Source organism: Methylobacterium sp. 4-46 (assembly GCF_000019365.1).
GTDB lineage: Bacteria > Pseudomonadota > Alphaproteobacteria > Rhizobiales > Beijerinckiaceae > Methylobacterium.
Map to the genome: position 1 here is coordinate 3,312,689 of NC_010511.1, position 19,640 is coordinate 3,332,328.

The 19,640-nt window shown below is 70.8% G+C and carries 18 protein-coding genes; 8 read left to right on the forward strand and 10 right to left on the reverse strand.

Annotated elements, in window-relative coordinates:
• Positions 1 to 38 precede the first annotated feature (38 nt).
• Positions 39 to 1,880 carry a methanol/ethanol family PQQ-dependent dehydrogenase gene (locus M446_RS14330; RefSeq protein WP_012332806.1) on the reverse strand — a complete coding sequence of 614 codons (1,842 nt, stop codon included), beginning with the start codon at positions 1,878 to 1,880 and terminating at the stop codon, positions 39 to 41.
• Positions 1,881 to 2,279: 399 nt separating this feature from the next.
• Positions 2,280 to 2,897, reverse strand: coding sequence for a TetR family transcriptional regulator (locus M446_RS14335; RefSeq protein WP_012332807.1), 618 nt, complete (start codon positions 2,895 to 2,897; stop codon positions 2,280 to 2,282).
• Between the two features lie 103 nt (positions 2,898 to 3,000).
• On the opposite strand from M446_RS14335, the gene M446_RS14340 reads away from it, so the two are divergent.
• Both M446_RS14340 and M446_RS14345 read left to right on the forward strand, forming a co-directional pair.
• Complete coding sequence (locus M446_RS14340; RefSeq protein ID WP_012332808.1) at positions 3,001 to 3,807, forward strand: SDR family NAD(P)-dependent oxidoreductase; 807 nt, start codon at positions 3,001 to 3,003, stop codon at positions 3,805 to 3,807.
• Positions 3,804 to 5,132, forward strand: coding sequence for an SCP2 sterol-binding domain-containing protein (locus M446_RS14345; RefSeq protein ID WP_012332809.1), 1,329 nt, complete (start codon positions 3,804 to 3,806; stop codon positions 5,130 to 5,132). The genes M446_RS14340 and M446_RS14345 overlap by 4 nt, the downstream gene beginning before the upstream one ends.
• Before the next feature lie 117 nt (positions 5,133 to 5,249).
• On the opposite strand, the gene M446_RS38920 is transcribed toward M446_RS14345, so the two are convergent.
• Together M446_RS38920 and M446_RS14355 are read right to left on the reverse strand one after the other, a co-directional pair.
• Positions 5,250 to 5,636 (reverse strand): DUF1330 domain-containing protein, encoded by a 387-nt coding sequence (locus tag M446_RS38920; protein ID WP_265576614.1) that lies wholly within the window; start codon positions 5,634 to 5,636, stop codon positions 5,250 to 5,252.
• A complete protein-coding gene (locus tag M446_RS14355; RefSeq protein ID WP_265576615.1) occupies positions 5,551 to 6,882 on the reverse strand; it encodes an acyltransferase family protein in 1,332 nt (443 codons plus the stop codon). The genes M446_RS38920 and M446_RS14355 overlap by 86 nt, the downstream gene beginning before the upstream one ends.
• Before the next feature lie 18 nt (positions 6,883 to 6,900).
• Between M446_RS14355 and M446_RS14360 the strand changes: the two genes are divergently transcribed.
• From M446_RS14360 to M446_RS14375, 4 genes are all read left to right on the forward strand, one after another.
• Positions 6,901 to 8,376, forward strand: a complete 1,476-nt coding sequence (locus tag M446_RS14360) for a sensor histidine kinase (RefSeq protein WP_415926909.1) — start codon at positions 6,901 to 6,903, stop codon at positions 8,374 to 8,376.
• A gap of 141 nt (positions 8,377 to 8,517) precedes the next feature.
• Entirely contained in the window at positions 8,518 to 8,817 is a 300-nt protein-coding gene (locus tag M446_RS14365; RefSeq protein WP_012332813.1) for a hypothetical protein, read from the forward strand.
• A 450-nt stretch (positions 8,818 to 9,267) separates the two neighbouring features.
• Positions 9,268 to 10,077 carry a 2OG-Fe(II) oxygenase gene (locus M446_RS38925; protein WP_265576616.1) on the forward strand — a complete coding sequence of 270 codons (810 nt, stop codon included), beginning with the start codon at positions 9,268 to 9,270 and terminating at the stop codon, positions 10,075 to 10,077.
• A 406-nt stretch (positions 10,078 to 10,483) separates the two neighbouring features.
• On the forward strand, positions 10,484 to 11,320 hold the full coding sequence (locus M446_RS14375) for a lytic transglycosylase domain-containing protein (RefSeq protein WP_012332816.1): 837 nt from the start codon (positions 10,484 to 10,486) through the stop codon (positions 11,318 to 11,320).
• Positions 11,321 to 11,586: 266 nt separating this feature from the next.
• Here M446_RS14375 and M446_RS14380 read toward each other — a convergent pair whose 3' ends face one another.
• A complete protein-coding gene (locus M446_RS14380; protein ID WP_012332817.1) occupies positions 11,587 to 11,883 on the reverse strand; it encodes a DUF6894 family protein in 297 nt (98 codons plus the stop codon).
• Between the two features lie 706 nt (positions 11,884 to 12,589).
• On the opposite strand from M446_RS14380, the gene M446_RS14385 reads away from it, so the two are divergent.
• Together M446_RS14385 and M446_RS14390 are read left to right on the forward strand one after the other, a co-directional pair.
• Positions 12,590 to 12,826: a hypothetical protein gene (locus M446_RS14385; protein WP_018260568.1), complete on the forward strand. Its 237-nt coding sequence runs from the start codon at positions 12,590 to 12,592 to the stop codon at positions 12,824 to 12,826.
• A 477-nt stretch (positions 12,827 to 13,303) separates the two neighbouring features.
• Positions 13,304 to 14,425, forward strand: coding sequence for a calcium-binding protein (locus M446_RS14390; protein ID WP_265576617.1), 1,122 nt, complete (start codon positions 13,304 to 13,306; stop codon positions 14,423 to 14,425).
• 345 nt (positions 14,426 to 14,770) lie between these two features.
• On the opposite strand, the gene M446_RS14395 is transcribed toward M446_RS14390, so the two are convergent.
• From M446_RS14395 to M446_RS14415, 5 genes are all read right to left on the reverse strand, one after another.
• On the reverse strand, positions 14,771 to 15,658 hold the full coding sequence (locus M446_RS14395) for a helix-turn-helix domain-containing protein (RefSeq protein ID WP_012332820.1): 888 nt from the start codon (positions 15,656 to 15,658) through the stop codon (positions 14,771 to 14,773).
• Positions 15,659 to 15,835: 177 nt separating this feature from the next.
• Entirely contained in the window at positions 15,836 to 16,147 is a 312-nt protein-coding gene (locus M446_RS14400) for a hypothetical protein (protein WP_012332821.1), read from the reverse strand.
• 372 nt (positions 16,148 to 16,519) lie between these two features.
• Positions 16,520 to 17,809 carry a Zn-dependent hydrolase gene (locus M446_RS14405; protein WP_012332822.1) on the reverse strand — a complete coding sequence of 430 codons (1,290 nt, stop codon included), beginning with the start codon at positions 17,807 to 17,809 and terminating at the stop codon, positions 16,520 to 16,522.
• Complete coding sequence (locus tag M446_RS14410; RefSeq protein ID WP_012332823.1) at positions 17,806 to 18,768, reverse strand: dihydroorotate dehydrogenase; 963 nt, start codon at positions 18,766 to 18,768, stop codon at positions 17,806 to 17,808. Before M446_RS14410 ends, M446_RS14405 begins: the two co-directional genes overlap by 4 nt.
• A complete protein-coding gene (locus tag M446_RS14415) occupies positions 18,765 to 19,631 on the reverse strand; it encodes a dihydroorotate dehydrogenase electron transfer subunit (protein ID WP_012332824.1) in 867 nt (288 codons plus the stop codon). Before M446_RS14415 ends, M446_RS14410 begins: the two co-directional genes overlap by 4 nt.
• Positions 19,632 to 19,640 lie beyond the last annotated feature (9 nt).

A 19,640-nucleotide genomic window follows, 5' to 3' on the forward strand; every position in this document is an offset into this window, starting at 1 on the left:
CGGAGCAGCGTCCGACGGCGACGCGATCGGGCGCCCCGCTAGGGAAGGGCGAAGTCATAGAGCATCCCTCCCTTCGTCGTGACCTGCTTCAGGTCGCGCATGGCGTTGAGGAAGCCCAGCGCGCCGGTGCCGTCGCGCGGGTCGAGGTCGGCGGAGACGATGACGCCGGGCCAGCCGCCCACGCCCGACAGGATGGCGACGTGCTGGTGCCCGTCCGGGCCGCGATAGGTGGTCGGCTGGCCGATGATCCCGGAGCCGGTCTTGAACTGCCACAGGACCTCGCCCGTGCGCGCGTTCACGGCTTTGAACCAGCCGTCCATGGTGCCGTAGAAGGTGACGTCGCCCGCGGTGACGAGGGTTCCGCTCCAGACCGGGAACTCCTCCCTGATCGACCACGCGGCGCGCTCGCCCGCGACGTCCCAGGCGGTGTAGACGCCGCGGTGGCCTCCGGGACCGGCCTTCATCCGGACTTCCGACCCGAGATAGGGCGTTCCCGCGATGTAATTCGCCTCCATATGCTCCTCATCCATGCAGAGGTTCGTATGGGGCAGGTAGAGGAGACCGGTGCGCGGCGAGTAGGCCGAGGGACTCCAGTCCTTGGCGCCCGAGGCATTCGGGCAGATGTCGCGCATCACCTTGCCGACCTGGGGCTTCTTTTCCGGAATGTACTGCAGCCGCCCGGTCTTGAGGTCGACGCCGGTGGTGGTGGTGATGGCGTGGAAGGGCTTGGCCGACAGCACCTCCCCGCTGGTGCGATCGAGGATGTAGACGTAGCCGTTGCGCTCCGGCCGCACGAGCACCTTCCGGGGCTGCCCCTTCCAGGTCATGTCGAGCAGGATCTGCTCGTTGATGCCGTCCCAGTCGTAGAGGTCGTGAGGGCTCCACTGGTAGAACCAGCGCGCCTGCCCCGTGTCGGCATCCCGCGCGAAGATGCCGGAGGTCCACTTGTTGTCGCCGGGGCGCTGGTCGGCGTTCCACGGACCGGGATTGCCGGTCCCGTGGTAGACGAGGTTGAGGTCGGGATCGTAGGACAGCCAACCCCAGACCGTGCCGCCGCCCTGTTCCCAGGCGTTGGGCGGCCAGGATCTGACACCGAGATCCTGGCCCTTGTCGGACTCGTAGAACGGCTTGAAGTCGGATCCGATCAGCACGTCCTTGTCGGGGCCGGTGTTGAAGGCCTTCCAGGCGACCTTGCCGGATTGCTGGTCGAGGGCCTGGATCCAGCCCCGCACACCCATCTCGCCGCCCGCGTTGCCGACCAGGACCTTGCCGTGGGCGACGAGCGGCGCCATCGTCATGGTCTCGCCCAGGTGGATGTTGCCGACCCTGGTCTTCCAGGCCTCCACGCCGGTTGCGGCGTCCACCGAGACGACGTTGCCGTCGAGCGTGTTGAAGAAGAGGTGCCCGTCCGCGTAGGTCGGCCCGCGGTTCACGACGTCGCAGCAGGCGACCCCCTGCGCGGCGGCCTCGGGCTTGGGATTGTACTGCCACTTGAGCGGCGCGCCGGGCTTCGTCAGGTCGAGCGCGTGGAGGATGTTGGGATAGGGCGAGAGCACGTACATCGTACCGCCCACCACCAGCGGCGAGGATTCCTGCCCGCGGTTCACGCCCACCGAGAAGGTGAACGCCACGCGCAGGCTCTTGGCGTTCTCCGGCGTGATCTCCGCCAGCTCGCTGTAGCGCGTGCTGGCGAAGTTCTTGGCCGGCATCGTCCACTGGCCATCGTCGGCGGGTGCCGCGGCGACCGGAGGGCGGGGATGCTCCTGGGCCCCCGACGTCGGGTCTCGCGCCGCCGTGGAAGGGGCGGGCTCCTGCGCGGCTGCCAGGATCGGAACGGAGAAGCCGACAAGGAAGCAGGTCCTTAGTACGAGCCTCTTCACGAGGGCCTCTCTCGCTGTGCGGGACAGCTCTCCCGCGACCATATCAAAAATCTGATGCTGAAACTAAGTTCCCGGATGGGGCAGTCTCGGCGCGAGACGGCCTCCGGACTTATCTTGTGTTAATCGACGAGAGGCGATGGCCGCTCAATTCCTGAGAATTCGACTGGGCTGAGCTCCGTCGTTTGAGCGGACATTCCCGCATCATGCCCCCTCGCGGGCGCCGCGAAGGATCCGCGCGGGCGGCACGGCCCCGGTCGGGACTGCGCCGGGTGCCGCCTCATGCGACATCCGGTTGATGGCTTCGCCATCTCGCATTTCGGCAAGGCGGATGTCGGCTTCGCTCAGGCGCCGCGCTCAGGCGCGTGATCCGGGATCCGCTTCGATCAAGCCGATCCCGGATCAGGCGTCCGCGCCGGGCTTCGTCCGGGACGCTTCCCCGTCCGGCGGGCCGCCCGCCGCGTCCGAACAAGCCGCCAGGACCTCGTCGCGCAGGGGACCCGGACCGACCCCCCGCGCCACGACGACCGCCCCGACCATCGCGGCGAGACGCCGGATGGCCGCGGCGCGCGCCCGCGCCGGGCCCCGCCCATCGGGTTCCGCGGCCGCGACGCGGGCGACGATGTCCTCGACCCCCCGCGCGAGGGCCGCCGCCACCTCGGCCGAGCCGCGGCCCGCATCGATCCCGAGGGCCGCGACGGGACAGCCCACGCCCGGATGCGCGACGTGGTCCGCCGAGAGGTACTCGGCCAGGTAGGCGGCGAGGGCCGCCGCCGCGCCCTCGCGCGCGCGGCGCCGGTCGAACCGGTCCGCGTGGCCCGCGAAGGCCGCGCCGAGGGCCGCGGCGACGAGGTCATCCTTGGACCGGAAGTGCTTGTAGAAGCCGCCATGCGTCATCCCGGCCGCCTCCATCACGTCGGCGATGCTGGTCGCCTCGATCCCGCGCTCCCGGAGCAGGCGCGAGGCCGCCTCGACGATGCGGACCCGGCTCGCCGCCGCGGCCTCCTTGGAGACGCGCATCCCTTCCTCCCCCCGCTGCCTGCCGGTTGACATTTAGATGATAGGTGACATCCTCGCAATTAGATGTCGATTGACATCCCATCTGCCCGGCGAGGTCGCCCCGATGTTCCCTGCCCTCTCCCGCCCCCTCCCCCGCCTGCGCGACCGCTACGGGCCCGCCGCCCTCGTGACCGGAGCCTCGGACGGGATCGGACGCGCCTTCGCGCGTCAGCTGGCCGCGGCGGGGTTCGACCTCGTCCTCACGGCGCGCCGCGAGGCGGTCCTGACCGAGCTCGCGGGCGCGCTGCGGAGCCGCCACGGCGTCGACGTGCAGGTGCTGGCCGCCGATCTCGCCGAGGCCGAGCAGGTGGGGCGGATCGCGGAGGCGACGGCCGGCCGCGACCTCGGCCTCCTCGTCGCCGCCGCAGGCTTCGGCACGTCCGGCCCGTTCATCGAGGGCGACCTCGCGGCCGAGCTCGGCATGATCGACGTCAATTGCCGCTCCCTGGCTGAGGTGACGCACGTCTTCGCGCGCCGCTTCGCCGAGCGGGGGCGCGGCGGCATCGTCCTGCTGAGTTCGCTGGTGGCGTTCCAGGGCGTGCCCCGGGCGGCCAACTACGCGGCGACCAAGGCCTACGTGCAGAGCCTGGCCGAGGGTCTGCACGCGGAGCTGCGCGCGCGCGGCGTCGACGTCCTGGCCGCGGCGCCCGGCCCGGTCGTGAGCGGCTTCGGCGGGCGTGCCGGGATGCGGATCGCGGCGGGCCAGACGCCCGACGAGGTCGCGGCGGGCAGCCTGCGCGCCCTGGGACGGCGGGCCACCGTTCGCCCCGGCTTCCTGGCGAAGGCGCTGGAGACGGCGCTCACCCCGCTGCCCCGTTTCGGCCGGGTGGCGATGATGGGCCGGGTCATGGCCGGGATGACCGCGCGATGATGCCCGCTTCCGAGGGGCCCGCTCCCCTGCGCGCCGTGGCGGGCGGCGACGGCGTCGTCCCGCGGCTTCGCGGCGACGACCTGCTGGCGCTGGCCCGGGCCTGCGGCGCCGACGATTGCGGCCTGGCCTCGATCACGGATCCGGCGCTGCGCGAGGAGGTTCCCTCCGTGACGAGGGCCTTTCCGGCCGCCCGGACCCTCCTCGCCCTGGTCGGGCGCATGCACCGCGAGCCGGTGCGCTCCCCGGCCCGCTCGGTGGCGAACCTGGAATTCCACAGCTCGGGTCACGACCTCGACGGGGTCGCGCGCCGGATCGTGCGCCGGCTGGAGGATTCGGGCATCCGCGCGCTCAATCCGGCCATGGCCTTCCCGATGGAGGTGGACGATTTCCCGGCGCGGGCCTGGGTGGTCTCGCACAAGCGGTTCGCGGAGGCCGCCGGGCTGGGCCGGATGGGCCTGCACCGGAGCCTGATCCATCCCCGCTTCGGCTCCTTCGTCCTGCTGAACACGGTGCTGATCGCGGCCGAGGTCGACGCGCCCGGGACGCCCCTGGACGTCGCCCCGTGCGTGTCGTGCAAGCTCTGCGTGGCGGCCTGCCCGGTCGGGGCCCTGAAGCCGGACGGGGCGTTCGATTTCTCGGCCTGCCTGAACCACAATTACCAGCAGTTCATGGGCGGCTTCGCCAACTTCGTCGAGGACATCGCGGAGAGCCGCTCGGCCGCCGATTACCGCGCCAAGCACGGCTACGCCGAGACGGTGACGCGCTGGCAGAGCCTGTCCTACGGCCCGACCTACAACGCGGCCTACTGCATCGCGGTCTGCCCGGCCGGCGAGGACGTGATCGGCCCCTACCTCGCCGACAAGGCCGGCCACCTCCGCGCCGTCGTGGATCCGCTGAAGGCGCGGACCGAGCCGGTCTACGTCGTGCGCGGCAGCGACGCGGCCGCGCACGCGGCGCGCCGCTTCCCGCACAAGCGCCTCCGCTTCGTGCGCCAGGGCGCCCGGGCCACCACCGTCCAGGGCTTCCTGTTCGGCATGCCGCTGACCTTCCAGCCCGGGCGGGCCGGCGCCCTCTCGGCGGTCTATCACTTCGCCTTCACGGGGCGCGAGGCGGCGAATGCCACGGTGACGATCCGCGACCGGCGCATCACGGTGGCCGAGGGGCACCTCGGCCGACCGGACCTGCGCGTCACCGTCGAGGGGGCGGCCTGGCTGCGGTTCCTGAACCGGGAGGTCAGCCTGCTGCGCCTGCTCGCCACCGGCCGCCTGCGCCTGCGCGGCTCCCCGCGGCTGCTCGCCGCCTTCGGACGCTGCTTCCCGGCCTGAGCGGAGGCGGGATCACCCGACATCCGACGGATCGCGTCGCCATGCGGATTTGGGCTTCGCTCAAGCGCCGCGCGGGCTTGTGACACGCTGTCCGGAACTGATCGTCCGGACAGCGGATCACACCCCCTCGACGATGCGGATGTCGCGCTCGGCGCTGCCCGCCAGGAGGGCCAGCGCCTCTTGGTAGGCCGGGCTGTCATGGGCCGGGCTGTCATGGGCCGGGCTGTCATGGGCCGCGCGGGCCTGCTCCACGCTGTCGGACTCGATGAGCACGGTGCGCTGCGGGAGCCCGGCCTCGCAGACCTGGGCCGGCAACCCGCGGGCCAGGATGCGGCCGCCGGCCGCCGCGATCGCCGGAGCGCTGCGCCTCGCGTAGGAGGGTGCGCGTCGGCGCCGATGCGGCTCCGCGGCCGCGGCGTCAGGACGCGCTCTTGGTCGAGGCGATGGTCCCGTCGCGTCCGGAGCGCGGGTAGCCCCCCCGCACGCGGGCCCGGGCCGCGGCAATCCCCGCCGCGATCCCGTCCTTGCGCTCAGCCACGAAGCGCAGGACCGCCTTCTTCCTCAGCATGACCTTCGATTCGAGCCCGTGCCAGGAGATCGCCGCGAAGACGGAGGTCACGCAGAGGCTGAGCACGAAGTTCAGGTACCAGACGCGGTGGCCCGGCATCAGCTGGGTGACGGCCTGCTGCACGGGAAAGCCGTACAGGTAGAGCCCGTACGAGTAATCGGCCGCCCTCGTCAGCCACTTTCCTCGGAAATCCAAGAGACCAATGTATATAGTCACGTATGAAACGAAAACGGAGGCAAGATCCTCGGCAACGCGGCTCGATTGCAGGACGCAGAAGGCGTAAAGGCCGGTGCAGATCAGGAACAGCAGCGTGGAATGGGCGATGACTTCCTTATTCAGGTAGAGCGCGACGCCGAACATGAAGCACAGGACGAGCATCCTGCCCGGAGGCTGGGCGGCCGATGCCAAGCTGCCGCCGCTGTGATCCCTCATGATCAGCAGGACGAGGAAGGCCGCGAAGGCGCCGAGGAAGAGGCGCGGGCGCTGCGTGAGCCCGATCACGGCGGCGATGCTGATCGCCACGTAGCATTCCAGCTCGTGGGGGATCGTCCATAGCTGGGCGTTGACCAGGTTGGGTACCGGCAGATCATTGAACACCCCCGGCAACGTGAAATGCACGTCGCCGAATACGTTCAGCAAGTAGACATAGAACGTCTTGTCGGTGAAGTATCCGCGCAAGGTCAGAACCGTGAAGAGCGGGCCGAGGATCAGGGCCGAAATCACGACCTCCGCCGTGAGCGCGGGAAAGATGCGGATCACCCGGAGCACGGCGAAGGACAAGAGGTCGTTTCTCACCACGGAGCCGGCCACCAGGAAGCCCGAGAGCGCAAAGAATGCCGGGACCAGGAACCACACCAGGATCTTCAGAGGGCTGTGATACAAACTTTCCTCTACAACCAAGCCATAACTCGTCGCCACCGAATGCCAAAGGATGATACAAATAGACAAAGATGTACGCAATAAATCAAATCCCCGTGGCCGGCAGCTTGCCTGCTGCCATTTCACGTCAAGCGAAGTCATCGGATCGCTCCATTGCGGATCGATGTCAGGTCGCGGCCCGCAGCGGTTATCTAGGCATTCCTTCGAGCGCCGATGTTGACGGTCATCAAATCGGCCCGCCGGCGCGTGCTGCGCGGCATTTGCGCCGATTCGATTCCGCGGGCTAACCTTCGCGGCGTTCACGGGCCGATGCGCGGGAGGATGCGATTGAGCGCCCCATGGCCGCCCGGCGACGGCGAGATGAGCCGGCGCATCCGTGGGTACGACTGGGCCTCGACGCCGCTCGGACCGGTCGAGGGATGGTCGCCGCCGCTGCGGATCATGGTCGAGCAGGTGCTCGCCTGCGCGGCCGTGTCCTCGCTGGTCTGCGGCCCCGCGCGCATCCTGATCTACAACGACGCGGCCGCCCGCCTGTACGGCGACCGACACCCGGCGGCGCTGGGCCGGCCGCTCCCGGAGGTGTTTCCGGAAGGCTGGGCGGTCGTCGCCCCCTTCTACGCGCGCGCCTTCGCCGGCGAGAGCGTCGCCGTCGCGGCGCAGCCCCTCGACACGCGCGGCGAGGGCGATCCGGGCGCGGACGTGTTCGACGCCTTCCTGACGCCGGTGCGCGACGGCCCGACCGTCGCGCAGGTCCACATGGTCGGCATCGAGGTCGGCACCCGCGCGCGGGCCGAGGCGGCTTTGCGCGAGAGCGAGGCCCGCCAGCGGGTCCTGATCGAGGGCATCCCGCAGCTCATCTGGCGCTCGCGGGACGGCGGACACTGGATCTGGTCCAGCCCGCAATGGAGCGCCTTCACCGGCCTCTCGGCCGAGGCGAGCCGCGATCTCGGCTGGCTGGAAGCCCTGCACCCGGACGACCGGCAGGCGGCGGCCGCCGCCTGGGTCGACGCGGATTCCGGCGGCCCGCTGATGATGGAGACCCGCATCTACAACGCCTCCGAGGGGCGCCACGGCTGGTTCGCGACCCGCGCCGCGCCGGTGCGCACCGAGAGCGGCGCGGTGATCGAGTGGCTCGGTACCTCGACGGACATCGATCAGCTGCTGCGGCTGCGGGAGCGCCAGAGAGTGCTGGTGGCGGAACTCCAGCACCGCACCCGCAACCTGCTCGGCGTGGTCCGGGCGATCGCCGACCGCGTGATCCCGGGCGAGGCCGCCCTCGCGGAGGTCCGCACGCGGTTCCACGACCGGCTCGCCGCGCTCGCGCGCGTGAACGGCCTGCTCTCGCGCCTCGAGGACAGCGACCGGATCGCCTTCGACGCGCTCATCCGCACCGAGCTCGCCGGCCACGGCGTCGTGGTCGATGGGCGCGGCGGCCGGGTCGCGCTCGAGGGACCGCGCGGCATCCCCCTGCGCTCGGCGACGGTGCAGACGCTCGCCCTGGGCTTGCACGAACTGGCCACCAACGCGCTCAAATACGGGGCCCTGTCGCGGCCGGAGGGCCGCCTGAGCGTGTCCTGGCAGGTGGTTCGGAGTGCGGGCGGCGCGCGGCTGCGGGTCGCGTGGCGGGAGCGCGGCGTGAGGGTGCCGCTCGGAGCGGACGGAGAGCCCCCGCGCCGCGGCTACGGCCTGGAACTGATCGAGCGGGCGCTGCCCTATCAGCTCAGCGCCGAGGTCGCCTACAGGCTCGGACCCGACGGCGTCGACTGCACGATCATGCTGCCGCTCGCGCCCGGCTGAGCCTTCCGCCGCGGCCGTGACGCGGGACGGGCTCCTGCGGGCGTCGCCCCGGGCGGGCCGGCCGCAAGGGCCCGCGCGGGCCGTCCGAACCTGCCTGCGGCTGGCGGGTTGCTCCCGGGACGACCGCTTCCGGAGCCCGCCATGCGGATCACCGTTGCATCCCTGACGCTCGGCCTCGCGGTCGCGCTGCCGGCACCGGCGCCCGCGCGGGCCGCCGGTTCGGCCGCGCCTCCCGCCGACGCGAGGGACGTGTTCTTCGCCTACATCCCGCCCAGGGCCGAAGGCTCCGCCTTCGTGCCGCGCCGGCCCGAGGCCACCGGCAGCATCCCGGCGCCCGCGGCCCACCGCCCTCCGCGGGATCGGGGGCTCCCGAACCAGGCGCTCTCCGGGATCAAGGGCCAGAAGGTCGTGCGCGACATCTGCATCGGCTGCGACCCGTGACGGGCCCCTCGCCGGACCGGCACCCGCGCGCGTCGGTCTCGCGGACGGGCGGTCCCGCCCCGCCGGGCTCCCGCGAGGGGAGGCGGCCGACCACGCCCACCACCCCGACGGCCATGCTCGGCGAAGCCGCCGCCATCGTCGCGGCGCCGCGCCGGTGCGCCGGGGCGCTCCCGGGTCGCACGCCGTCCGGTGCCCGTCGCGCACGATGCCGGCTCCCCACCGGGATCGGCGTCCGGGTCGCGGCGCGCGGACAGGGCGCCGTCGCGCGGCCCGCGGCCGAGGGCGACGGGCGCGTCGCCCGGCCAAGTCGAGCGGGGACGATCCCTCGATCGAGTCCCGCTGCCCTGGCTTGCAAGCAGACTAGCTTGCAACTCTCGATGCGTGGGACCAGTGAGGGAAGTGAGCCGCAGATCCCAAACTGCTCCTGCACTGGCGCCCCGGGCCCCGTCCATGCAACGCGATGTCTGGAACGATGACAGGTATTTTTCAGAGTCGGATCTTGCCACATTGAGAGATGTTTATCGGAACGCCGCCCCTTTTCCGCATCTCGTATTGAAAGACGTATTTTCAGAGTCACTTCTCGATTTAATTGTTCAGGAATACGGGACAGGCGGACCTGCGCTCTGGACGAGCTACAACACCGAATTGATGAGGAAAAGGATCACGGCACCGAATTCGACCCTCCCTGCCGCAGCTCAGCTCTATTTCGACGTGGTGAGCTCGCCACGCTTCATTCGTTTCCTGTCGAGTTTGACCGGGATCCAGAACCTCCTGCCGGACCCGAGCTTGTTCGGCGGAGGCATGCACGAGGTGTCCGGAAGTGGATTATTCGAGGTCCACGTGGATTTTCAGAGCCAGCCGGAGACGAAGCTCGACAACAGGCTGGCCCTGATCACTTACCTCGATCGCGACGGGACGGACCAGGACGGGGGCGCCCTGGAACTCTGGTACGCGGAGCCGGCGCGGCGCGGGGCCGTGATCGCGCCGGTGTTCGGCACCACGCTGATCATGGGGCAATCGGCGACCGCCGCCCACGGCCATCCGCGCCCGGTTCGGCCCGGCCGCGCGCGCCGGGCCCTGATCGCCTACTACTACACGAACGGTCGCCAGGACGGCGGTCGTTCGGACAGCAGGGCCACCGTCTACGTCCGGCACCCCTCGCTGCGCGCCCTTCAGAGACTGCAGATCATCCTGCGCGGGACGCTTCCCCGGCCGATCCTGGCGGCGCTGAAGGCGCTCTACGCCAGGTTCCGGACCTGACCGCCCCTCGGGCTCGGCGCGCGCCGAACCCTCGAACGGACGACGCGCCGCCGCGGGAGGCCTCGCCCCGCCGCCCCCGCCAGTACAGGCACCCGGCGACCCGAGCACGGTGTTACCTCAACACAACACTCGCTCGAAATTGCTCCGAAACTATAGTCTGTTAATTCCTGCGCGAGCGACCGGGCGCGAGTTGCCCTGTGTGGGTCTACCATGCAGAGTGATGAGGAGGAGCGTGTGGAACTCATCCTGGTGGTCGGGACGGTCGCGATGATTGGCGGCGCTCTTCCCCTTTTCCACGGTTATCGCCTCGTTGCCTCGCGCAGCCGGTACCGGCGGTCGCGCAGGAGCAGGGCGATCGCGTGGGACGCTCCGGCGAATTGATGCTTCGAGGTGGCGGGAGAGCAGGATGGTGTCGCCCGGCCCGGACACGACCATGCGGCCCCTCAGGCCCACGAGCCTGCGCGCCTACCGGGCCCGGGTGACCCGGAGCGCCCTCGTCCGGGTCGCGGTGCGAACCGTCGCGGGCCGGAGACTCGCCCTCTCCGGCGCGCTCGCCGCGGCGCTGCTGCTCACCGCGCCGGGCGTGCTGCCCGGCGAGGACGGCGTGCAGCCGGCCATCGCCCTGGCGGCCCCTCGCCCCGCCCCCGCCCCCGCCGTGCCGCGCATCGCGCGGGAGACCGGCCCGGGCGGCCCCGCCCACGCCTATGTGAGCCGCGCCCACGCGGCGACCGCGGATGCCCCGCCCTCCCCGCTCGCCGTCTCGACCATCGCCGACGCGTGGTCGGCGGCCTTCTTCGGCGACCGCGAGCGCGTGACCGCGTACATCGCGGATGCCGCGCTGGCCCACGATCTGCCGGCGGAGTTCCTGCTGCACCTGTTGAAGCAGGAGAGCGGCCTGAACCACCAGGCGGTCAGCCGGGCGGGCGCCCTCGGCATCGCCCAGTTCATGCCGGCCACGGCCGGCGAGCGCGGCCTCGTCGACCCGTTCGATCCCTTCGAGGCGATCCCGAAATCGGCGGAGCTGCTGCGGGAATTCCGGACGCAGTTCGGCAATCTCGGTCTGGCAGCGGCGGCCTACAACGCCGGACCCCGGCGGGTGCGCGATTGGCTGGCCGGTCGCTCCTCCCTTCCGGCGGAGACGCGCAACTACGTCGTGCGGATCACCGGCCGGACGATCGAGGAATGGAGAGTGCGCGGGGATCTCGTCGGCTTCGCCGACCCGATGCCGCGTCGCGGGTCCTGATCCGCGCGGCGGCGCGGGATTGCGGGCCGCCCCCTCCCGGCCGCGGGAGAGACTACGTAGGCGCGGAACGATGAATATTCCCGCAAGTTGATGATCAGTAACGCGGTCGATCTCTGGACAGATTCGAAGCACATCCAAGCAGGGCGACGTGTCGGCGGCCGCGTCGCCTGCCTGAAAAGACGCTCCCCGGGGCGGCGTCGGGCACGGGCTGGCGGGCCGCCCGGACCGCACGTGCGCGCCGCCGGGCAGGCCGCGCCGGCCGCGCGTCAGGACTCGCCCAGAAACGGCAGCATCGCGAGGATCGCCCCGGCCGCCGACCTGATCACCAATGTCCAGTTGCCGTGCCGGTCGTCCGGGTCGTCGCCCAGCAGCGTCTCGGCGATGACCCGTTCGGCCTGGTCCAGCACTTCTTCGAGCGAGGCCGCCTCGACGCCCTCCTCGTCGCGGATGACGTCCCGGCCGTCGGAGAGATCAACGTAGAAGCGCTGCATCAAGTCAGCCCCCATTGCCCCTCGCCGCGTGCGCACGAACTCCGCCTGCGCCGCGGGCACGTCGTCCGGCATGGGCGAAACACGCCGTCCGGTGAAGCTTCGGGCGCAGCGGTACGCAATTTGACGCGTTACTAGTGATGGTCGCGCGTCGCGGTACCTGCTATATGTCAATAACAAACTAAAAAACATGCGCGGGACGCTTGGAACGAAGTGAACCCATGCTCGTTTCGACCCGACGCTCATCGGGTGCGTGAGCTTGCTTGCAATGAGGCGTGGCGATGCATTCACGGCGCTCTGTTGAACCGAAGAGCACGTCGGTCTCTCAAGCGAAGAGAGTCGAGTCGATTCGCAACCACATCAGGAAAATCCTCTCAAGTCAGATCAAGGCTAGATTGCAAGGCGTCGAGCTCAAAGACTGACAGCCGCGCGGCTCGCTTCCGCGCGCATGACAGGCCCGGTCCGACGGAGCTTGATCTGACCGTCATCCCGGCCGGACGGGGCGAGCCGGTCGCCACGTCCGCCCCGCCGCGGCCGGGAACGCTGGCCTCACGGGGATGACTTGATCGGCCCGTGACTTCGTCGGCGCGTGACTTGGTCAGCGGATGGATCGGCCAGGTCCGGGCCGCGGTGCATCGGACGCCGGACGCGCAGCCGTCACGAGATCTGCCGTCCATCAACTCAGGCGACCGGAATCCCGGTCATGATCGGGCATCGGGGAAAGCCGGCACGCAATCGGGTCGCGTGGCGTGGAACAGGGGCGTTTCGAATGCGTCGCGGGATGGATTGGGACCGGTATGCCGTATGCCACTGGCAGGATCCGTGCGGGGACGGCCGAAGCTTCGGCATCGGCAGCCGCACGCAGGCCTTCGAGACACTCTCGGAGGCCATCCTGTTCGCCGTGACTCAGGATTTCGGCGAAGATCGCACCGTTCGCATCAGCTGCGGCGGCAGCACGTACTGCGCGGCCGACATCAAGCGACTCGTCGAGCGCTTCGATTTTCCCTGGGACGATTAGCGCCTCGCGGCTCGCCCGGGACGTCGGCGGGTCCGGGGCGGCGCGGCAGGCCCGGCGAGCGCGGGCGGGATCCGGGCGCGGCGGGAGCGGGTCCTGCGCGGCGCCTCTCTCCGCAGGACGGACGTCCCGGCCCCGAGCCCCCCGCCCCTCGCCCGCCCTGCGGTCGGCCGCGCCCGGCGGCGGGCCCGCGCGACGCGCGGCCGCGCGGTCGACGGCGCGCTCCGAGCGGGCATCCGTGCCGGCAGGGCCTGCCGCGGCTTCGGCCCGGTTCCGCGCGGCCCGGATGCCCGGCGCAAGATCGGAACCCGGGGCTTCTCCCGTTCTCCGACACTCACTCGGACTCGTTCAGGGCTCCCCGCCGAGCACAATAGTGTCCCAAGTGCCCCGCCGCGCCGGTCACGCCGGGCTCCGCGGACGCAAAAACTCGCGACTAGTCTCAAATAGACTCGGGTCGGCCTGCGGGACTCGCACATGTAATTGCGCAGCATAGCGGCGGCATTCGTCGCCATGGGCAGGAACAAGGGAGGGTGCGCAAGGTTGGTCAAGGCCTCACAGGGAGAAACGCCCATGGCGACGCTTAACGGCACTCCGGGACCCGACCAACTCATCGGCACGAACGCGGCCGACGTGATCAACGGGCTGGCAGGCAACGACGTCCTGCTCGGCGCACTCGGCGATGATCAGATCAACGGAGGCGCGGGCTTCGACAGGATCGACGGCCAGGACGGCAACGACACGCTCGACGGCGGAGACGATCCGGACTACGTGGCGGGCGGCCCCGGCAACGACGTCATCTACGGCCGCGGCGGCAGCGATCAGCTGATCGGCGAGGCCGGGGACGACCTGATCTACGGCAACGAGGGCGACGACTACGCGGCCGGCAATCCGGGCAGCGACACCCTGTTCGGCGGCGCCGGGAACGACTTCTTCGTCGGCGAGCAGGGCAACGACTTCGTTTTCGGCGACGAGGGGGACGATTTCGTCTCCGGGGGTGAGGACAACGACATCGTCCGCGGCGGGATCGGCTACGACTACGCCGACGGCGACCTGGGCGACGACACCGTCTACGGCGACGAGGGCAACGACGTCGTGTTCGGCGACGCGGGCAACGACCGCCTGTTCGGGGATACGGGCTTGGGCGGTGGCGGAAACGACACCGTGAACGGCGGCGCCGGCGACGACGTCGTGTTCGGCGAGACCGGCGACGATCAGGTGTTCGGCGGCGACGGCAACGACTTCATCGGTGCCGGGGCGGGCAACGATTACCTCTCGGGCGGCGCCGGCACCGATTCACTGTACGGCGAAGACGGCAACGACCTCCTGTTCGGCAATGCCGGCAACGATGAACTGGTCGGCGGCGCCGGCGCGGACACCTTCGCGTTCGGGCGCGGGGACGGGCAGGATCTGGTGCGCGACTTCGTGTCGGGCACCGACGTGATCGCCTTCAACAACAACGCCTTCGCGAACTTCGCGGCGGTGCAGGCGGCGAGCCGGCAGGTCGGATCGGACGTCCTGATCAGCTACGGCGACGGCGACACCATCACCCTGCAGAACCGGCAGGTCGCCACGCTGACGGCCGCCGACTTCACCTTCGGCTGAGGCCCGCCCGGCGACCGGGCGCCGTCCGAGACGCGCCGCCCGGTCGTGTCGCGCCGAGGCGGTCGCTGAACGAGAGCGAGACGGCTCCCCCGCGCCCTCCACGGCGCCGGCGCGGGCGGCCCCCTCGCGAGGGCAGTCCCCCGCGGTGACGGGGTGAGGAGCGGGTGACCGCACCAGCCCCGAACCCGGCAGGCCCCGCCGGGGCCGAAGCTGGCGGCCCGCGCCGAGCCGACCAGCCTCCGGCAGATCCGGGGCGGTTCAGCCTCGCCGGGTGCTTGCACGGCACCGAGCGGCTCGCCGCGATGCGGAACCGGGCGCCGTGGGGGCTTCCACCATCGATCCTCGTCAGATCGCCGACCTCTCCAGCGCGGCCCTCAGGAGCGACGCCGCCGTCGCGCCCTTTGCGGCCCGACTCCAGATCTCGTTCGCGATATTCTCGTAAAGTTGAACCGGTTGTTTATCTTCCGTTACCATGGCGACGCCAGTCTTGATGTTGGGAAGGTCGCCTCCCAGGCGAAATGGGCTGAGCCCGACCAGCGTCCTGTCAGACACCCTGAAGAGTTGAAAGGCCATGTTCGGCAGGATCTCGTTGATGATGCCGATCTGGATACCCATCGGCTCACGCTCGATGATGCCGAGGAGGTGCTCGACTTCGGCCCGCGCGACCCGTCGACGCCTCACCACCTCGGAAGCGGGCAAGTCGAACCGGCCGACCACGCCGATCTTCAACCACCGCTCGATTTCCGGCAACGCCACGAAGTTGATGACGCTGAGCCGGCGGCGGTCGCGCAAGGCCTTGCGCTCATCGAGGATCGACACGATCTGCTCGATTTCGGAGCAGGCCCTGCACGATTCGGCCTCATACGAGGGCAATGCCTCGATCAAAGTCTTTCTCAGGAACGCCGAGTAGTTTTCTGACGTCAGCAGATATGACATGGGCGGAAAATGAGCAACAACTTGATCGCATTGTTCTTCTAATTGACGCATGCGCTCGAAATAGCTGATCGAGCTGGCGTAGTACTCGACGCCCGCGCCCAGCAGCGAGGCCAAAGTGGTGCTCAGGAGGGCGGCGAGGCGCTCGAGCGTCTCGACCTTGACGACCTCGCCGCCCTCGATCCGGTAGACCGCCGCCCGCGAGACGCCGAGGCGCTCCGCGACCTGCTCCGCGCTCAGGCCCTGCCCGATCCGGTACGCGCGCAGCCGGTTGCCGATCTCATCCGGGCGGATCGCCATGCCTCTGTCCCGTCGCCGCGTCTCATTCTTGAGACAGATAGGCCAGTGCGCGGATCGTGAGAAGTGCCGGTCGGGGCCTCGTCCGGAGGAGGCGCGCAATCCTCTCGATCGGCGCGGCCCGGCCGAGGCTGCCGCCGATCGATGCGTTCGCCGCGTCTCCGCCGGTGTCCCGATCGTCTACGCGTCGGCCAAGTCCGTTTGCGCGATCTCATTGAGGAGCCTGATCTGCTGCTCGGCGCTGGCGTTCCCCAGTTGCACCGCCCTGGTCATGAGGTCCTTCAGCCTGTCGAGCGCGACCGTGCCGACTTCGGGAGACAGCGGCTCTTCCGCATAAGCCCAAATGAACTTGCTGACGAGATCCGACAAGAGCCGCATCAGGGCGGCGTGATCGTGATCATGTTTCCTGATGATTTTGGCGCGTTCCCGGAATTCAATGTACGTATTCACGCCGCCTTGCTGGGCGTTCAGCCAATTCGAAAGGTCCTGCATGGTGTACACTCCTCTCACTCGCTTCGCGGGGATCCGGTATTCCGTCAGGGCGCGGCCCGCGCTCGGTCATCGTGGTGGGTCGACCACGCGACTCTGTCGGTGAGGAAGGCCGCGACCGCCCGCCGCCCATCCGCCGAGGGGGGCGCGACCTGATCGGCGCCCAGGACGTCCCCCGAGGCCAGCGCGTGGAGCCTCGGCCCCTCGGCGAACACCCGCGGCTCGGTGCGCGGGGCGGTCGCGCCGAGGAAGGCTCCGGCGCAGCCTCTCGACGGCGTGGCCCCGTCGCGCGGCGGCGCGGGCCGGTCGTCGGGCCGGCGCAGGGCGATCGCCGCCGCGGGCGGCCCCGCGCGCGACCGCGGCGCGGATCCCGGTTCATCGGGCGGCCTCCTCCAGGGCAGCCCGCATCACGGCGACGCCCGCCGCGAAGTCGTCGAGGTCCATCGCCTCGGCGGGGTTGTGCGAGCCGTGGCGGTTGCGGACGAAGATCATCGCGGTGGGGACGCCCGCATTGGCGAAGACCGCCGCATCGTGTCCGGCCCCGCTCGGGATGGTCTCGTCGGGCAGGCCGAGGCGCCGGGCCGCGGCGCGCAGGCGCCCGACCCAGGTCGGGTCCATGACCGCCGGGGCGGCTTCGAGCCGCCGGTCGAACCGGAACTCGACCCTGCGCGCCTCGGCGACGAGGCGGCACTCGGCCCGGAACAGGTCGTAGAAGGCTTCGAGGGTCTCCCGGCTCTCGCTGCGAACCTCGAAGCTGAAGTGCACGGCACCGGGAATGCGCGCGATCGCGTGCTCCCGCGGGTCGGTGCAGAACATCCCCGACGTCACCACGGCGTCGAGGCCCCGCTCCAGCAGGGTGCGCCAGTGACGATCCAGGTGCGTCACCAGTTCGGCGGCGGCGAACACCGCGTCGCGGCGCAGCCAGCGCGGCACCGCGCCGGAATGCCCGGCCTCGCCGACGCACTCGACGACGCGGTGGCGCAGGTTGCCGCGGATGCCGGTGACGATCCCGACCGGCAGGTCCCGCGCCGCCAGCACCGGGCCCTGCTCGATGTGAAGCTCGATCCAGGCCGCGACGGCGCCCGGGTCGAGCAGGCATTCGCGCCGCGCGACGCGCGCGACGTCGACGCCGACGTCGCGCATGCACTCGGCCAGGGTGCGGCCGGTCTCGGTCTCGCGCGCCGCGAGGTCGTCCGCGCAGAGGAGCCCGAACAGGGCGCTCGACCCCATATAGGCCCTGCCGAATCGCGCGCTCTCCTCGCCGCGCAGGCCGTAGAGCTTCAGGGTTCGACGCGGGCGGACGCCGTCCCGCGCGAAGCCCGCGAGGACGGCGAGCCCGGCGACGACGCCCGCCGCGCCGTCGAAATTGCCGCCCTGCGGCACCGAGTCGAGGTGCGACCCGCAGGCGAGGAAGGGCAGGTCGGGGTCGCGCCCCTCCAGCGTGACCACGAGGTTGGCGCCCGCGTCCCGCTCCGTCGTCAGCCCGAGAGCCCGCGCCCGGGCCTCGACGACGTCGAGGGCGGCGGTCTCGCCCTCCCCGTAGCTGGCGCGGGTGATGCCGATCCCGTCGCCCGTCCTGACCCGCAGGGCCCCGAACACCTCCTCGGCCAGGGCCCGGTCCCGCCGGGCGAGCGCGGCCCGTTCCGCCCCGTCGAGGGCCGTCACGGCGCCGCACTCATCCAGGCGAGGTCGGGCTCGTCGGCCTCCCCGGTCAGCACCCCGCCGATCAGGTCGGCGACGCGGGGAATCCCCCGCTGCGCGCAGAAGGCTTCGAGCCCGTCGATGATCGTGGTCATCGCGGCCGGCTGCAGGAAGGTCGCGGTTCCGACCTGAACCGCGGCGGCCCCCGCCAGCATGTACTCGGCTGCGTCCTCGGCCGTGCCGATCCCGCCGCAACCGATCACCGGGATCGTCACCGCCTTGGCGCAGAGGTAGACGTGCCGCAGCACGATCGGCTTGACGGCCGGGCCCGACAGGCCGCCCATGATGTTGCCGAGGCACGGCTTGAAGGTCCTGAGGTCGATCGCCATCGACGGGATCGTGTTGGCGACGACCACCGCGTCGGCACCCGCCTCCTGCGCCGCGCGGGCGACCTCCGGCATCTCGGCCGTGTTCGGCGTGAGCTTGACCCAGAGCGGCAGGTCGGTGGCCGCGCGCAGCTGCCGCGTGACGGCGGCCGTCGAGTCCGCCCGCATGGCGAATGCCCTGCCGTCCTCCTCGATGTTGGGGCAGGAGATGTTGGCCTCGATGCCCGCGACGCCCGGGATCGTCAGCTCGGCGGCGAGGCGCGCGAAGCCCTCGGGGGTCGGCGCCGAGATGCTGACGATCAGCGGCGCGTCGTAGGCTGCGTCGTGCGGCATCGTCTTCTCGACGAAGTGGGTCACGCCCTTCGACGGGATGCCGATCGCGTTGATCAGGCCGCCCGGCCGCTCCACCACGCGCGGCAGCGGGTTCCCGGTCCGCAACTCGCGGGTGATCGTCTTCGTGACGACAGCGCCGAGGCGGTTGACGTCGATCACCCGATCGAGCCCCTCGGCGAAGGTGCCGGACGCGGGCATGACGGGGTTGCGGAGCGTGAGGCGTCCGATGCGGACCGACAGGTCGGTGCGGGCGGGCCGGGTCACGGGAGCGCCTCCGTCAGGTCGAATACCGGACCGTCCCAGCACACCCGCCGGCTGATGATCTCGCCGTTGACCTCGAAGTCGCGAACGCAGCAATGGCAGAGGCCGACGCCGCAGGCCATCTGCTGCTCCAGCGCGACCTGACCCGGGATGCCGAACTCCTTCGCCAGGCGCTGCTGCACGCGCATCAACCGGGTCGAGCCGCAGGTGAAGAAGGCGTCGCACCGCCCCTCCCGGATCAGGCGGCGCAGGATGCGCTCGACCTGCGCCGGGCCGCTGGTCGAGTCCGAGTCCGTGACGGCGATCACGTCGGCGCCGTGCTCGCGGAAGAGGTCGACGGAGACGAGCAGTTCGGGCCTGCGGGCGCTGAACAGCGCCGTGACCTGGGTGCCGCGCCGCTCGGCCGCCTGAGCCAGGGGCGCGAGCGTCGCCAACCCCGCGCCGCGCCCGACCGCCACGATGGAGCGCCAGCCCGGGTCGAGGGTGAATCCGACGCCGAGGGGCCCCAGGATGTCGAGGCGGTCCCCGGGCCTGAGCGTGTCGAGCCCCCGCGTGCCGGCCCCGGCCACCTTGTAGAGGAACTCGACCTGGCGCCGGATCGGGTCGGCGCCGTAGAGGCTCATCGGGCGGCGCAGGAACGGCTGCTCGCCGGGCGGGTGCGGGCACAGAAGCTGGAAGAACTGGCCGGGCGCCGCGCCGGCGGCCTCGGCGCCGCACCGGACCACGAGGTGGCGGTACTCGGCGTTGACGGTCCGGTTGACGACGACCTCGGCGAGTTCGGCGACGATGCTGGCTTTCCAGGTCGCGCGGGAGGCGGGGCGGGCCGGCGCGCCGGTCGCGGGCGCCTGGGCGAGGAGGTCCGACATGAGCGTCTC

Excerpts from the sequence above, each read along its gene's own strand:
- M446_RS14335 (WP_012332807.1), bottom strand. The coding sequence starts at position 2,897 with ATGCGCGTCTCCAAGGAGGCCGCGGCGGCGAGCCGGGTCCGCATCGTC.
- M446_RS14340 (WP_012332808.1), top strand. The coding sequence starts at position 3,001 with ATGTTCCCTGCCCTCTCCCGCCCCCTCCCCCGCCTGCGCGACCGCTAC.
- M446_RS14345 (WP_012332809.1), top strand. The coding sequence starts at position 3,804 with ATGATGCCCGCTTCCGAGGGGCCCGCTCCCCTGCGCGCCGTGGCGGGC.
- M446_RS14360 (WP_415926909.1), top strand. The coding sequence starts at position 6,901 with ATGCGATTGAGCGCCCCATGGCCGCCCGGCGACGGCGAGATGAGCCGG.
- M446_RS14365 (WP_012332813.1), top strand. The coding sequence starts at position 8,518 with ATGCGGATCACCGTTGCATCCCTGACGCTCGGCCTCGCGGTCGCGCTG.
- M446_RS38925 (WP_265576616.1), top strand. The coding sequence starts at position 9,268 with ATGCAACGCGATGTCTGGAACGATGACAGGTATTTTTCAGAGTCGGAT.
- M446_RS14375 (WP_012332816.1), top strand. The coding sequence starts at position 10,484 with ATGGTGTCGCCCGGCCCGGACACGACCATGCGGCCCCTCAGGCCCACG.
- M446_RS14380 (WP_012332817.1), bottom strand. The coding sequence starts at position 11,883 with ATGCCGGACGACGTGCCCGCGGCGCAGGCGGAGTTCGTGCGCACGCGG.
- M446_RS14385 (WP_018260568.1), top strand. The coding sequence starts at position 12,590 with ATGGATTGGGACCGGTATGCCGTATGCCACTGGCAGGATCCGTGCGGG.
- M446_RS14395 (WP_012332820.1), bottom strand. The coding sequence starts at position 15,658 with ATGGCGATCCGCCCGGATGAGATCGGCAACCGGCTGCGCGCGTACCGG.
- M446_RS14400 (WP_012332821.1), bottom strand. The coding sequence starts at position 16,147 with ATGCAGGACCTTTCGAATTGGCTGAACGCCCAGCAAGGCGGCGTGAAT.
- M446_RS14415 (WP_012332824.1), bottom strand. The coding sequence starts at position 19,631 with ATGTCGGACCTCCTCGCCCAGGCGCCCGCGACCGGCGCGCCGGCCCGC.